The organism is Bradyrhizobium sp. USDA 4452 (genome assembly GCF_054063575.1).
Window position 1 is genome coordinate 3,720,063 of record NZ_JBSSGK010000001.1, and the last position, 14,700, is coordinate 3,734,762.

At 57.1% G+C, this 14,700-nt stretch carries 11 protein-coding genes and 1 pseudogene; 4 read left to right on the plus strand and 8 right to left on the minus strand.

Going from position 1 to position 14,700, the window contains the following annotated elements; genetic code table 11:
- Positions 1-1,303 precede the first annotated feature (1,303 nt).
- A complete protein-coding gene (locus tag ACVISU_RS17895) occupies positions 1,304-2,017 on the plus strand; it encodes a hypothetical protein (protein WP_456707799.1) in 714 nt (237 codons plus the stop codon).
- Between the two features lie 391 nt (positions 2,018-2,408).
- Positions 2,409-2,828, plus strand: a complete 420-nt coding sequence (locus tag ACVISU_RS17900) for a globin domain-containing protein (RefSeq protein ID WP_456707800.1) — start codon at positions 2,409-2,411, stop codon at positions 2,826-2,828.
- Positions 2,829-3,248: 420 nt separating this feature from the next.
- On the opposite strand, the gene ACVISU_RS17905 is transcribed toward ACVISU_RS17900, so the two are convergent.
- The 5 genes from ACVISU_RS17905 to ACVISU_RS17925 form a co-directional block, all read right to left on the minus strand.
- Complete coding sequence (locus ACVISU_RS17905; protein WP_456707801.1) at positions 3,249-3,779, minus strand: hypothetical protein; 531 nt, start codon at positions 3,777-3,779, stop codon at positions 3,249-3,251.
- Between the two features lie 141 nt (positions 3,780-3,920).
- Positions 3,921-4,448: a RidA family protein gene (locus ACVISU_RS17910; RefSeq protein WP_456707802.1), complete on the minus strand. Its 528-nt coding sequence runs from the start codon at positions 4,446-4,448 to the stop codon at positions 3,921-3,923.
- Between the two features lie 967 nt (positions 4,449-5,415).
- Positions 5,416-6,969 (minus strand): hypothetical protein, encoded by a 1,554-nt coding sequence (locus tag ACVISU_RS17915; RefSeq protein ID WP_456707803.1) that lies wholly within the window; start codon positions 6,967-6,969, stop codon positions 5,416-5,418.
- Positions 6,970-6,973: 4 nt separating this feature from the next.
- Complete coding sequence (locus tag ACVISU_RS17920; protein ID WP_456707804.1) at positions 6,974-7,819, minus strand: hypothetical protein; 846 nt, start codon at positions 7,817-7,819, stop codon at positions 6,974-6,976.
- A 1,069-nt stretch (positions 7,820-8,888) separates the two neighbouring features.
- Positions 8,889-9,206 (minus strand): hypothetical protein, encoded by a 318-nt coding sequence (locus tag ACVISU_RS17925; RefSeq protein WP_456707805.1) that lies wholly within the window; start codon positions 9,204-9,206, stop codon positions 8,889-8,891.
- A 1,764-nt stretch (positions 9,207-10,970) separates the two neighbouring features.
- Here ACVISU_RS17925 and ACVISU_RS17930 point away from each other — a divergent pair.
- Complete coding sequence (locus ACVISU_RS17930) at positions 10,971-11,429, plus strand: GNAT family N-acetyltransferase (protein ID WP_253639171.1); 459 nt, start codon at positions 10,971-10,973, stop codon at positions 11,427-11,429.
- Positions 11,430-11,620: 191 nt separating this feature from the next.
- On the opposite strand, the gene ACVISU_RS17935 is transcribed toward ACVISU_RS17930, so the two are convergent.
- Positions 11,621-12,157, minus strand: a complete 537-nt coding sequence (locus ACVISU_RS17935; RefSeq protein ID WP_456707806.1) for a hypothetical protein — start codon at positions 12,155-12,157, stop codon at positions 11,621-11,623.
- Between the two features lie 515 nt (positions 12,158-12,672).
- Between ACVISU_RS17935 and ACVISU_RS17940 the strand changes: the two are divergent.
- Positions 12,673-13,147 (plus strand): annotated as a pseudogene (locus ACVISU_RS17940) (IS66 family transposase); the annotation flags it as partial.
- Between the two features lie 16 nt (positions 13,148-13,163).
- Here ACVISU_RS17940 and ACVISU_RS17945 read toward each other — a convergent pair.
- Together ACVISU_RS17945 and ACVISU_RS17950 are read right to left on the minus strand one after the other, a co-directional pair.
- Positions 13,164-13,511 carry a hypothetical protein gene (locus ACVISU_RS17945; RefSeq protein ID WP_456707807.1) on the minus strand — a complete coding sequence of 116 codons (348 nt, stop codon included), beginning with the start codon at positions 13,509-13,511 and terminating at the stop codon, positions 13,164-13,166.
- The gene (locus ACVISU_RS17950) at positions 13,498-14,592 is read right to left on the minus strand and encodes an IS4 family transposase (protein WP_456707808.1); all 1,095 of its coding nucleotides are present in this window, start codon (positions 14,590-14,592) and stop codon (positions 13,498-13,500) included. Before ACVISU_RS17950 ends, ACVISU_RS17945 begins: the two co-directional genes overlap by 14 nt.
- Between the last annotated feature and the right edge of the window lie 108 nt (positions 14,593-14,700).

Genomic DNA, 14,700 nt, shown 5'->3' on the forward strand with positions numbered 1-14,700 from the left:
GATGATGCACAGACCGCTCGTAGCAGATCTACCGTAAGGCCCAGATTCCAAATAAGCACCGCGGCACCAATGAAGAGGGTCGTGAGAGAAACAAGGAGAATACGGAATCTCTTTAGATAACGAATGACCATGATACTACCTCCGTTGCTGAAGGCGGTATACAACCCTCGGTTGTTACGCGTCAAGGAATGGACCTGATGAACGCCAGTGCGGCAAGATCGATGAGTGCCAGGAGTGCGATTCGAGTAAGCAACCATCCCGTGTAGACTCGGCTTTGTAAGGTATTTTGGGATAACTCTCTAGAGTGATCACGGTTGCTGAAGCGACCGATATGGCTCATCGTCTCCTCGCGCTTTATAGACTCCTCTCACCGAATAGCGGACGACCAGGGGCCTTCGCGCTGAACGACTCTTCGTATGTTCCGGCGATTTCTATGTCAGATCCGTCAACGAATGTTCGCTTCAGCGTCGTCAACTGAGATTCGATTGATGCGAGATTCGATTGATGCGACTTGTCGATCTTCAGCTTCCGATGATTTCCGACAGTAGATGAAATATCGCATAGGTGACTTTGACTCGCGATTCTAGATTCGAAATCGATCTTACGCGAATCAGATGTCCACAGATCGTGCCAAGTCGGCTCGATCATGCGAGAGGGTGCTACATGCCATTTCGGCACAGATTGCCGCCGCTGGGGGCGAGTTCGGAACCAGCGGCGGGAATAGGAGGCGTAACCAGCACCGCCCCATGCCAGTCGGGCATCATGGCCCGCGGCGAAAAAAGGGAGGATCATTTCCTCCAAGCCGCTCACGCTGCATTTGGCGATATATCGCCGTTGTCATCATTGCTAAGGCTGGCGATGTACTTGCCGTAGTTGGTCGGTATTCCAAATAGTACGTTCATTGAGCATTCAGCAGGATGGCGGCTTATGATCTTGCGCTTTCGTCTACTACCGATCTTGGGGATTGATTGAGACGATGGATTCATGGCACGCGTGTGCTCGATCAACCTGGGGGTCGAGCCGCATGATGAACACCCTGCTGGCACAACAGCCCTTATCGCGCTGACCGCTTCCTCTTCACAGATCTTGGCAACCACCTTACGCCGTTGCGGCTCCGATGATCATCCCGACTTATGAATGAACGGGAGTGAAGGCTCAGCATGCACAGCGCACCAGCGATGAGACTGGTCACCGCCGCTAGTTTAGTCTTCACACCCCCTTTGGTATGAAAATGCAATGAGAGGACCGACGGCACGCTTGTCGGCCATGCCGGCTGCCGCTGCCACTATTGTGGAGAATTGACATGGCTAGAGTTCGGACCGTTACTGCGGTATTAGCAAACCTGATTCAGTTACCCGCTCCACTCAAAGAACAACTTGTCGTCGTTGCCCTTGGCGATGTCCCGACCACTGGATGGTCTCACATTCGATTATCTCCTCGATATTATATCGCTCCTCCGGCAGACGGCATCTGGGATTTCGACTTCGTTGGTGATGAGCCGACAGGAGTCGTTGGACAAGTCATCCTGCCTGTTGCCGCTGAAATTATCGTTCCCTATCCAGCATGGTGCACGGGCGTTCGTGTTCATTCTGCCAGCAACAATATCACAGCTAACGTTGGACCCGTCGCAGCGACGCTGCTTGCATCCGCAGCAAACGAACAGGCTGCGCTCGCTCCCATGCCCGCAATCCATCGACAAATTGTCGCAAGTTTCGACGATAGCTTTCAGCCGACGGGACGCACAAAGTTTGATCCATGGCCACACCTCGAAATGAAAAAACTCCGCCACGAGCTTGAGCTCGTGGTGGAGGGGCCGGATGAGCAAAAGATAAAAGATTGCGTAGCTCGGGCATCGGCCGCGGGACTAATTGCGGCCATTATTGCGGCTTTTGCTACCGGCGGAGCCGCCATGCCAGCTGCAATTTCTGCTTTCCTGGCGGCTTTGCAGAACTGCCTGGGCGCCAAATTCACAGTGAGGATCGATAACCACTCGCATTGGGAATACTGGTGGACGTAATCTGTGCAGTTCAAGCTCGTTTCTTCGCGAACCAATGAGACGAACGCGAGCGAGCGCCGCTTAGGTCCGCGATCATGTCGTCTACGGGATCGAACTGCGACGTAGGCGGCTCACCAACGCTTACCCTTCTGCCGTACTCGTCGCTTGTGTGTAAGAAAGGAGGTTCTACATGCTCCCGTTCTCAACAGTGCAGCATAACAAATGCGTTCACTGTGGTTCTGGATTAGTCACCCTCGAGTGGCACGAGCACGTCTCCGCGAATGAGGCTCAGGATCTTTGGCGCTGCTGGAACTGCAAACACCAGTTTGTCTCCGTCATCACTTCAGATGAGAGGGAGCTCTCAGCGGCAGAGATCACAAGACCATTCTTTACGAGCCTGCTCGTGTGACCAATGACGCCGGAGCAACTCGACCTTATCAGGACATCATTTGACGCGATGTGGCCGATCCGTCGCGACCTCGCTGACCTGTGCTACAACAGGTTCGTCGAACTAGCTCCTGATGCGAGACAAATGTTCGGCGGCGATACTGAGAAGCAGCGGATGAAGGTGCTCGATATGATCACGGCGCTGGTCGCCTCGCTCGATGAAAGACCGATGTTCCAATCGCTGATCGCGATTTCCGGTCACAAGCACGCCAGACTTGGCGTTCAGCCATCGCACTTTGTCGCAATGGGCGAGGCGTTGATGTGGAGCTTTGAGCGCAAATTCGGCGCTTCTTTCACCCCTGAGCTGAGAGAGTCCTGGCAAACACTTTACACCACCGCCCAGAACGAGATGCTGCGCGCGACTGGCCGGCATCATTCGTTTTGAAAATGGTGGGCGAGAGGCCTAGTTCGTGACGTTACCCATAGAACGTAGGTCGCGGCACAACGCTCAGCACCACGCTGGTCTGTGGAGTGGGCAGTTCAACACCGTTCGGACAAGCCCTTCTCGATCCGCCGTCGAATTTGGCATGTGAGTGGGTTCGCGGTGGCAGATCGGCGAGACCGCGAGTGAACGAAGTCGGCCGGGCGGGCCGAGCGCCCCGAGGACAGAATCCGCTCCCGCTAGGTGAGCTTGGCACCGCTAAAGGTGTTCTGAGCTATCCAACTTCTCGTCTGCCACGGAAAGGCGCTCCGTGGGTGCCACCGGTGCCCGTGCTCTTGAGCCGACATTCCGCGATCCGCTGAAATCCAACGCGTGCATCGACCAGTGCTAAGCGATGAGATGGTTAAGTGTTGAGATCCGCAGCTACTTGCCGATCGAATATTCGATCTCGACTTGCGACTCATTTACCCCCGCTTTGGGATCGGCGTGGCCAGTGGTTCGCGCAATTCCCCGAATATTAGCCAACGTTCCCGTGCCGCCCGTGATATACGAAACAGTCGTGTTGCTAAGCTTGCCCGGTTCCGCGCTGTGAGCGAGCACAGTACCGCGGGTGAAGAACTTGTCGCCGTTCTCGAACACATAGACATTGTATATGCTGGCGGCACCATTATTGTCGACGTAGTCGGAAACGCCCCGCGTCCACGTTTCCTTGATCTTCAAACCATTGACGACAGGAGGGTTAGTCGGAAAAGAGCGATAAATTTCAAATGATCGCACCTGATGACCCGGGATATCGCCGACGTCGAGAAACTGCTGTTGTGTGTATTTGGCATTTTCCGCGCCCGCTTTGTAGGATACGCGCTGCGTCTGTTGGGCGAACGCATCGCCGATCGGGACGGCGACAGCGAGGTACAGCAGGGCTGCGGTAGTTGGAATGGTAGCGCGCCGCTTCATGGCAACCTCCTGATCTGGCATCTGAACGCCCCTTTGATGTTCTAGCCCTGATTGCCGCACTGCTTCAGGGCAACGAAAAGCGCAGAGTCCTCGAGCGCGTGAGAGCCTTCCTAAGTAAAAGGGATCGCGAGCAGCGCAAACTTAGTCCACCTCAAGTATCATTTCGACTTCGACCGCGGCAAGGCGCGGAAGCGCCGCCACGCCCAGTGAGGAGCGGGCATGTTTCCCAATTGATTCCCCGAACACCTCGACCATCAAGTCGGAATATCCATTGACCACCTTGGCTTGGTCACCGAAGTCATCGGCCGAGTTCACCATGCCGACCACTTTGACTACACGTTTCACCCGATCGAGGCTACCGAGCGCCGCTCGCACCTTTGCCAACATGACCAAGCCGGCCTGCCGTGCAGCTTCATAGCCTTGTTCGACAGTCAGATCCCGTCCGAGCTTACCCTTCAAACCGCCTGAAACGTTGCCCGCCATGAACAAGAGATTTCCGACTTGTACCGCGTTGACGTAACTGCCGGCCGGAGCGGCTTCAACCGGCAGCGTAATGTTCTTCTCTCTCAAGCGCGCCTCCGCACTCGGCGAATTCTCCGCCTGCGCGCCGTCAAATGCAGAAGCTAGGATCACCAAACAAACGGCAATCAATCCGACGAATTTCCTCATCGAGGGGCTCCCGCACCTACGTGGCCGTCATTGAATCGAAGCTTCTGGTTCATTTTCACCAAGAGTAGCGTGGGTGATTAATTTGCGCGGGTCACCTCCCATTTGGGGTAGGAGCAGCAGTTTGGAGTCCTCTCGCGTTCGCTCTGTCCTATTGCGCTCCTTCGGCACTCCCGGTTCACAGCCTTCTGCGACGCTCTCCGCCAGAGCCTCCGCCGCTGTACAGAAGCAGAAATTGAAAACAACACACAGCGGGCTGCGTGTCACACAGAGAATGACCGTCCATATGATAGCTCTACCGCGCGATATCTGATACCGCACAGTTCACGCCAGTCTCAAGCGCGCTCAATCGCCCACCAGACGCGTGGCGAATTGCGATGGTTCGAGAGTTTGAAACTCTGCGGAAACGCTTTCGCCTTTTCCAAACGGTCAAGGTGAGTACGGCTATAAGGTACTCCAAAATCTGAACGCAAACGCTTGAATGTGACCACTGATTTCTCAGACATCGCTAGACTCCGTGGGTGGAGCCGTCGCGACGGCCGTTAGTCAGCCGACGGAAGCGAGTATACCCTAGGTTGAGGTTTCGTTGCTCAATATTTTTAGGTAACGAAGGCTGACGGAGTCGAACTGTACGGCTGCGCCAGTTTTGCCGGAAGAGCACATCCCGGAGCGGCGTCTTCGCGCCAAAGCGGAAGACTGGAAGGTTGGCGCACGATCCGAACTCAGGGCTTGACGCCGTGTCTAAGTGCCGTGGGGCGGTCGCTTTCGAACCGTGTACAACGAGCCTTCCTAGCTATGGCGACACGCGCGAGTCCCGCGCGTCGGGTGACACATCGATAAACCGGCGGGCCGAAGTTGTCGAAGCCTTGTATCGTCGTGCCGGCGGCCCCATGCCTGCCTTCGGTGATTTCATCAGAGCTGCTCTGGCCTGCCTGGACGTGGCGCTGTGTGGGCTTGGACTGCTCTCAGCTCATCGGTTCGTTTCCACAGTAAATACGAAGGAATAATCGGACGCGTAGTCCGGATTATCAGTTGCACCCATTCGCACTTTGGGCGGCGCGACCAGCACGCGGCGCAGCCGGCGGCCGGCAACTTTAGCGATTATTTGCTGCGATGGGTTGCCTATCCTGGCGGATTGATGGCAATCCATGCATGACTTCTGGGTCTGTAAGTAGGTCTCAAGTGTGGTGTTGGCGACGATGTGACTGCCGCTCGACGGCGTGATGTCGCCGGTCGAGAGCGGTACACTGCTCTGCGGCGGTACTGGCTGCGGGCTGTTTGGCCATTGCACGTCGATCAGGCGGTAATAGTTGAACACCGAATCCGCCGGCAGGATTTTCCAAGCATAATCAGTGACGGAATTCGCCTGCGAGTCCACTGGCGTGATACGGGTGATCTGCATCGGCGCCGAATAGGGAAAGCAGTCTAGCGTCGGCGGCTTGCCAATCGGACACGCGTCGCCCGGAGGAGTGTTGGGCTTGCAGCGATAATAGATGTCGGTCTGCGGATTGCAGTTCGCATTGAAAAAAGTATAGCCTGGAGGTGGTTTCTGGTTGGGATTGCGCGGCAAGGTTGGCGCGACCGGATTGCCGTTGTTGTCATCGGGATCATTGTCAATCTGCTCGAAGGTTGCCCAGACGAACTGGTTGGCCCCAGGCACCTTGTGAATGATGTGCAGGCCGACGAGGCCCATGGTCGCCTGAACAGGCTTTCCGCCAGGCAGGGTGTATTCAGCCAACGTCGTCTTGTAACGGTAGTTGAGCGAACCGTCCGAGGGCAGCGCGACCCAGGCGGCCTTGATCTCGATGGCGCCGACTCCTTGGCCATAGGTAGCGACCTTGCCCTTGCAATCGACGTCTGTGTTGCCTTGCGCATTTCCGGCTGGCAGATTGAAGCCTCCGCGTCCGCCCTGGCCCTGCTGCGAGGCGCAGGCGCGCTGGCCGGCGAATGTGGTGAGATCCGAATCGTCGAACACATTGGTGGTGATGTAGGCGTACTCGTCCTCGTTCAACAGGATCTCATAGAACGCCGGAACGCCGCGCTGGTCGGTGATCCATTTGCCATTGCCAGCCTGGCCGATGTTTTCGAGCACAGCGTCTCCGAGCTTCGACACATTGAACAGCATTTTCGTTGACGGACGCTTGTCATGCCAATCCGATTTGGCGCGCGCGTCCGATTGCGTGAACGCCTGGCTCGCCGAGAGGAAGCTTTCCCAGACCGTCGCCGAGGTATCGCCCGGCATGCCGAAACTCGCCCACGGGGTATTCGCATCCGGCGTCCCCGAAACCTTCGGGTCGGCCTTCCAGTTGAGGTAAATGAACTCCTGCCAGGCGAAGCAGTCTGCTGCGATCTGATTCTTCGAGGCGGCGCTGAAATAAGTTGGCAGTATCGGCTTCGGCTGCACCTGGGTCACGCCGATGGCACCGCAGGGATTGGTGTCAGTCGGCTGGGCCAGCGCCGGACCGCCGCGCGCGAATGCGAACAGAGCGGCGGCGAGGACGAGTGTCCGCGAGCAGTAACCCATGGCTCTAACCCGTGATGTAGACCGCGGCAGGAAGAGCCAGTACGGTTTTGCTGGTGATCTGGGTGATCTGGATGCCGCGCAGGCCGGGGTTGGCGCCGCTCGGCACCGTTACGGTGACAGCAAGTGCCGTGTAGTTGCCTGGATAGGAATTGCCAGGCACCGCGTAGAAGGTTGGCGTCGCGCTGTGAAGGGTAACTGCAATGCTCGGATCCGGCCCCGAGCCGTCGGCGAGCTGGACCTGTACCGAGACCGGCTCACTGGTTGGATTGCAGGTCAGCACGAGGTCCTGTGCCGAACCGTCAGCCGGCAGCCAGGGCGCGATGAAGGTGCTGTTGCTGGAGAGCGGCATCTTGGCGCCGGTCGGACATGGTTCATTGACCTCGCTCATGGCGTCCCACAAGATCGCCCACACGCATTGCAGTGGCGCGCCGGGCGTCGGTGTCGAGCTGGAGCAATCGGCGAGCGGCGCAGCCCGGTCCGCCTCCAGCGGCCGCGCGAACAAGCCGATCTTAAATTGGTTCGCAATTTGACCGGCCCATTGAATTGGCTGACCGTTAATCAGCATGTCGGCCAGCGTGAGATTCGGATTCATGGCGAGCCAATTCCCTGGAATCTGCACGGCCGCATGTAGCACCATGTTGCCTCGGAACGGTGCCCGACTGACCGGATCGACGACCTCGGCCGAGCCACACAGAATCTGGTAGATGTCGATCGGTTTGGCGTCGCCGGGCACGTCGACGCCGACCTCGATGTTGGGCCCAAAGGCGAATCTCGACGAATCCGGCACCTGGATATAGAGCCCGACCGGATTGGCGAGGCAGGCGCGCAGTGGCACGCCAGCAACCGGCATCGTAATAGCCGGTGTCGGCCAGTTCATAAACCTGGGTCTGGAGGAGATTGTATGGGTTCGGTGGACTGACTGGCGGCGTCTTGGAATAGTACTGGTCGAGTCGACCCGGAAACGCCACCCATTCGACCAACACTGCTTCCGTGCCCAAAGGGATATCAGTGCAGAGTGGATTGTAGAAGTAGTAGGCCGGGTCAGGAGTCGCCTGCTGGATCCAGCCGTTGACGTTGATGGTCCAACGATGGCTCAGGTCGGCATATTCGGGACTATTCGGCGGAAAGTCCTCGATGAAGGCAGGGAGTCCGAAGTTGGTGATCTCCATAACCTAATCTCCTCCGCGGTTCGCCGCGGTTTGTATCGCAATTCGCAGGTGATTGTGCTTGTCGCGTTTTGCGTCGCTCGTCCGCAGGTGTTTTGTATCGTGGCTCCGGACACTGAATATGCCCCAGCTTTCTAAACCGGGTGTCGATGACGAACCTCTCTGCTTTCTGTCGTTCGCGGGCCTGACTTAGACGGGCTCCGGCAGCACTGGACTCTAGGGTCCTTTGAGTCGAAAATACGTTTTGGCGTATCGCGGCAACTCCGGGGTCCGTAGTGTTCTACGGATCGTTGAGACGCTAGCTGCTGGCACTCATTTGGACCACTACCAAAACCGGAAGGCGTTCATTCGCCTCCGCCGCGAATGCCAAGAGTTCACAACAGTTGATCAGCAACTTGGTGCGGTTCGGCGCATTGAGCCGGAACGGAAGTGAACTCGCTTCTGTAGGAGGCACAGCGTGAATGTGGTTCGCCGACTTCTGGCGGTACGGCGGCTCGCCATTGTGTATATTTGGCGACGGTGATCTGGGCCAGAAGCGCTTCTGCCGTCAAAGCTATTGAGTGCCGGAAACGAGAGACGCGGACGCCAGCTTCAGCGTCGCCGGCCGCCTCGCAGCTCTCCAGTTCGACGTCGTTCTAGCCTAGCTCCGCCGTAGAAATCACCCGGCTCAGCAAACCAAGGGGTATCAACAGCTGTCGGATTGCGCGCTTCTCCACCATATTGTGTATGTGAAAGGCCAGGACTAGGCCGCAATCAAATACCTGAACGTGACCGCTGATGATTTTCACCGAGAAGAAGGACAATGTGTCGCTCCTCATAGCCGATGCATATCTCCGACGTCCCGGGGCTCAATATCCAAGGCGATTTCGCGCCGTCGTGATATAAGTACGGTAACAAACCGCTGACCTGGCATTCACTGTCGTGGTCATATCCGTCCACTTGTTTTGCGCAGAGGGCAACACCAATCTCTTTGCACGTGCTTGTTACGCGTTCGTACACGCCGAGGACATCGCGGCGGCGATGGTAAGCGAACGCGACCGCAGCTGACGCCGCTCGGACATGCTGTTTCATGTCGCCTACCTAATGCGAGACGGACGAAGGGCGGAATGCGCCGAGTTCGCCTCCATGTCGTCACTAGCCGGCAACAATCGCCGAGGGTAAGGGGAGTCCAAATAAAAGACGCCGCTCCTCTTCATCCTAACTCACCACCGTGGGTTCTTTCTTTAGGCGTGCAAGGGTGGCGACCCGGGCCCTGATCGCCGACTCACTGCGCTTTAGCTCACTCGCGATCTCTTTCGCAGCTCGCCCGGCTTCCCACAGTTCGATTACCCGCTGGTCGTCCAGCTTAGACCATCGGGTAAATCGCTTGCCTGGCAAGTCCCACCTAGAAGCGTTCATTTATCTAGGCTCTCCCCAGCTAAATGCGTGTCCTATGGCTGCGCGACATCAGTGCTTCGCCTGACCAGCTCGCGAACTCTTATGCGACAAGGTCTCGTCTGAGGATGCTGCCCCGTTTGTTCAGTGCTCGGCGCAACGCATTGCCCTCACATGTCGTCATCCTGCCAGCAGACCGCTCGGACACACAATCCATTATGACCTCTTGAATCTGGACCAGCGCCATACTTTCGATCTGGGCAATGCGCTTCTTAACTTCGGGGCGCAAGTTGGCGTTCCTTTTAGACATCGTCAGATCCTAATGCCCGAAAGGCTAACGACGCTTGACGGTACAGCATCAACATTGGATCGGGCTCCTACCTGCTCTGGGGGGCGTCGCTCCCTGGCCACTCATCCTCTATTCATCCTCGGGCGGCCGAACTAAAGAAGTCGGTGAAAGAACTTGAAGAGGAGTGCGGCATGGTCAGCCGCGCGCTCGACGAAGTTGTTCGTGCTGGAAACAAACAGTCAATCCGCGAAGGTCGCCTGCGCGGCGAAGGCTGGAAAGAGCTGACGAAAGCTGACGTCCGCACGCGACGGCGTTTGCGTCCTGCGGGCGATATCGAGATAGTTCGGGGAGCAGCTGTGTTCCCACTCCTGCGAGCACCCTCTTAGATTACCGGTTCAGAGAGGGGTGTGGATCGTAGTCTCACGATCGGCGTCCCACAGAAATCTGAAGCGCTCGAGCGGCGAGAAGATCAGGTTACACCGGCACGCACCGCGTCGCCGATGCTGGACAGGTTCACCACGCCTGCTGATTTCCTCAAGCTGAAGGCTGCCATCCAAGATGCGACCCAGCCGGCGGAGCGAAGCATGGTGTGTCCGCTATCTAACGTACAGGATGGTCCCATTGATCGTCCGGCATCAACCAATCGCCTGCCACCTTGGGCGTGGCGCGTCCGGGCAACCTTTTTGGGATTGTCAGGGCCACGTCGAACGGTAGCGAGTGGCCGGAATTGAGGCGGATCTCGATGAAGAACTGGAGACCTGAGAACCTTGATGCTTGACTAGGGACTGCCCCGGCGCAGCGCCTTTGAGCATCAAAACTTCGATTAGGTGGTGGAGAGTGGTTTGTCAAGGTTGTGCGAGGCTTGGCTCGGGATTACTAGCGAAGGATTCGCCGAATTTGAGCAGTTCTGCATCCCGGGTTCCCCTGGGAGCACTCAAGTTTTGGCCTAAGTCCGTTGCGTCTACCAACTTCGCCACGCCCGCATGCCAAGGGCTTCATAACCCGGTCTGTGCCTGTCGCCAAGGTGTTAGGGTTGGATCGCGGCCGTCGCACCTCAATGGACGTCGATCTGGACAGGCGTTGCAGGCTAATGGATTATTCGGCGCTTGGAATTTCAACGGAAGCTCATGTAAATGCCCTGGTGTGCGATGGAAACTCGGGATCTTCAGGGGGTGAACAGTGTCGCGGGTCGTGTTCACCTGAACTATCGCGAAGATGCGGAGGTTTTGGCTGAACGTCTGCGGCTCTATCCCGAGGGATGCTTCGTTCTCAAGGGCCGGCGTGCCGGAATCGTTGGCTACGTCGTCAGCCACCCGTGGCAATTTAGGCAGCCACCCGCGCTCAACGCCCTTTTGAAGCAACTGCCGGTACCTGGGTCAACCTACTATGTCCATGACATCGCCCTGTTGCCGGCGGCACGGGCCAATGGTGCGGCTTCCGACGCAGTGCGCCAACTCATTGCCCACGCAACGGAAGCCCGCTTTCCGAATGTCTCATTGGTAGCGGTGAATGATTCAGAACAATTCTGGGAGCGTCATGGTTTCCACACGTTCGAGGACGCCACTCTCAGCAAAACGCTCGCTACCTACGACAGTTATGCAAGATATATGGTGCGTCGCAACGCACCGTGAAAGCCTGCCGAAACTGCTTCGCTTGTTGGCGTCGCAGCTCTGCTTTGGCTAACCTAGTTATCTGCACGCCCAGTTCTTGTGAGTGACGTGAGTTTCTGCGACTCGCAAAAGTCGTGCGAGCCGAGCGCCTCGGTCATGTCGCGCGCGCCTCTTTGCACCCTGCGTCGCTTCTAGCGCGACCTTCTTCCTCTTCATGTCGGGAAACACGTTTGAGGTTGATTGCCGCTGCGCTCAGCTGATTTTTTATGTGCGAAGTAATAGTATTTCTCGATCATCTCGACGCTGGCGCGGCAATTCTGTCGGCACCTTCCATCAGCCGCAAGCAGATGTACGTGTGCCGCGGACTGTAGGCCGCGCGGCGCTTCCCCGCGGTCGAACTTAAGCTCCTGCTTTTCAAGGATGCTATTAAGAGGAAATACTGGTTGTTCGGGAACAAGCGGTGGTCGGCTTGGCCTTGTTTCGCGTACGGAGCCGCAGGAAGGGCGCAACGGCATGCTAGGCATGCTCTTGCAGTAGTAGACGCCGCGCTTGCCGCGGACTTCAATTTCCACAATGCGCTCACCTGCTTCGCGATCGTTGACGATCGAAACATCGTGGTACTCTAGTCGCTTTGCCTCATCAGGTCCCAAGCTGATATTCGCCGTGAAGATGATGAAGTCGCAACCCTTCTTCGCCCTGATAGCGATAACTCTCCTTCTTATGCGATCGATGCGGTATTCCGCGATCATGCCGAGGGTGATGGAGCAGTTTGTCGCCGAAGAATGTGTGAGATGAGATACTTGCGGCGTTGTTCGCGACCGGCGATATAGAGGGGCTGTGACGCCCCTCGGTCAGCACTGAAATTCGTGGAGAATTGTTCCGCGGCGTCTTCGAAGGCACCATTCCGCAGCGAATCGGTTCGCGTTCGAAATTCCTTCGAGTTTAGTGCTGGTCCGATGGCTGCGGTTCGCGACGCCCCGCGGCGACCTGCCAGAACTGCTGTCGGCACTTCGCTTGTAGATGTAGCACTTGCCGCCCAAGAGATCGTAACGCTCGACGGTGCCGTCCGTCTCGACGTGCCAGCTCCGTGAATCGAGAACTTTGGCCCAACCAAACCAATGATGCTAACCTCGTCCACGGACGTCCTCCTTGCCGTGGTTTGAACACCCACATTTTGGCACAATCGATGCCGTTCCGCTCCATCGGCTATGCCGCCTATAACAAGCTCGCGCGATCTGATCGCGGCAACGATGGCAACACATTGGTCGAGCGGATGACGAAGCTTCGGCAAGTCGAGAAGACCGTGCGCCGTCCAAGCCCCGACGCAAGCTTCGCCACGCGCCGACAAGCCTCCGCCGCGATCGTCGCAAATCTCTTCGATCTCTAGCAGCAGACCTTGCGGCGGATCTCCGGCAAATCAAAACTGGCCGAGGCGATCCGCTATGCCGTCTCACGCCGTGCCATCTTCGAACACTTGCTGGCCGACACTCGCATTTAGCTCGACTCCAATATTATCGAAAGGGCCATCAGGCCACAAACGAGTACGAGAAACAAATTGCCCCTTCGCTGGCCGCGACGACGGCGGGCAAACCTGGGCGGCTATCGCAACGCTGCTGCAGACGGCGAAGATGAACAACGTCAATCCGTTCGATTGGCACGCCGTAAAACGTCAGCGTATCGCTAACGGTTGGCCGAGCAGCGAAATCGACGCGCTTACGCCTTTGAATTACGCCAACTGATGGCCTCAGCTTGCTTTCAATTACCCATAATTGTTGCCTCGATTGCGGCTCCAAGTTCGATGTCGGTCAGCCGCGATAGTCCGCGCCAGATCACGGTATTTCCTGGAGGCGGATCGTTGGCCCGGGCCAAGTATCCACCGAGCCGCGCGATCTTGACGACATAGTGCGAGAGCGTGCTTCGTCGAGAGCAATCGCCACCCCTGTCTTTCACAAAATGATCAAGAAGCCTGATTTCGGGATTTGTCAGCGCGGTTTGCGGTAGGGCATTCGGTGAGGAGCGATTGAGCATCGTCATCCAGAAGACGCGCCAACTCACAATGCAGAAGACCGCGACCAGATTGACCAGACGCTCAGCAGTTCGCAATTTTGAGTCCTTTGCAGCCCGATTTGAGGATTTTATGGAAGACCTCGATCTTCCACCTCAACGCGTACCATTCGATCTTCTCTATGGCGTCCTTGCGCGATCGGACCGGGAGATCGGTGAGGAGCTTCCACTCGATTTTCTTTCGCCGCTTCGGCCTTCCCCGCTCTCGAGCATGGATCACGGTCAGAGTGAGTGCGGGATATTTCGTCTGTTTGCCGATCGGCGGCAGGACGCGTATCTTGCGGTACCTGATCTCAAGAACGGCGTCGTCGGGATCGCCTTTGTCGTCCTTGACCTTGATCCGGTGTAGACCCTTGATCGTAACCTCGTCCATTTCGTCGGCAATTGTATGATTGCCGTCCCCGGCAAGCCGATCAACACAGGTTCGCACCAGGAAATGCGTTCCGACCTCCTCGGCCAGGCAAAACAGCTCATAGATGTCGCTCTCGCGATCACCAATATGAACGCAACGTCCAGGAGCAGCGAGAAGGTCGGTCGATTGCCGTAAATTCTCGAGCCAGCGGATGCTCTCCTTCTGCTCGATCGGCACCCGTGTCGGATTGATCTTTCGCTTCAGCGCCGTCGTCCCCTTGAACTTCTTGCGGGTCCAGAACTTGATTGCCGACAGTCTGAGCGGAAGCCCCTCGGTCGTCACGGCGAGACTAGAATGCATCAGGATGCCGCACTGTGTGCGTCCTGCCGTCTTGCCCGTAAAGCCGATCAGATCCGGCTTCTCGCGCTTGAAGCTGAATTCCGTCGTGTCATGGAGGACGAGGATCGGTCCCTCCGTCGCCGCTACGCGCCCGCGCGTCGCCTCGAAATGACCGCAAAGAATATCCGCCTCATTGACCCGCTCGTTGGAGAAGAAGCGATAGGCGGCCTTCGTGTTGGCCCAGTCCTGACAAACCAACGGGATGCTTTGACCCATGTCGCTCCCGACTTGTGCGAGCAATTTGCAGAACCGGCGACCAAGCCGCTCAGCCTTAAACTCGCATCCCGCAGCTTCTCGATCAACCCACGTCTCGATACCGGTCATCAATCGCTGAGCACGCGTCTCCGCGCGTTCCTTCACCAACCCCATCGAGTACCCCACTTCCGAATCAGGTGCTCAACAATGAATCACAACAGATTCTGCCGATTCAAGATTTCGTCCGCCGCGCCTCGCTCAAATCCGAGTCAAATGTGGGCA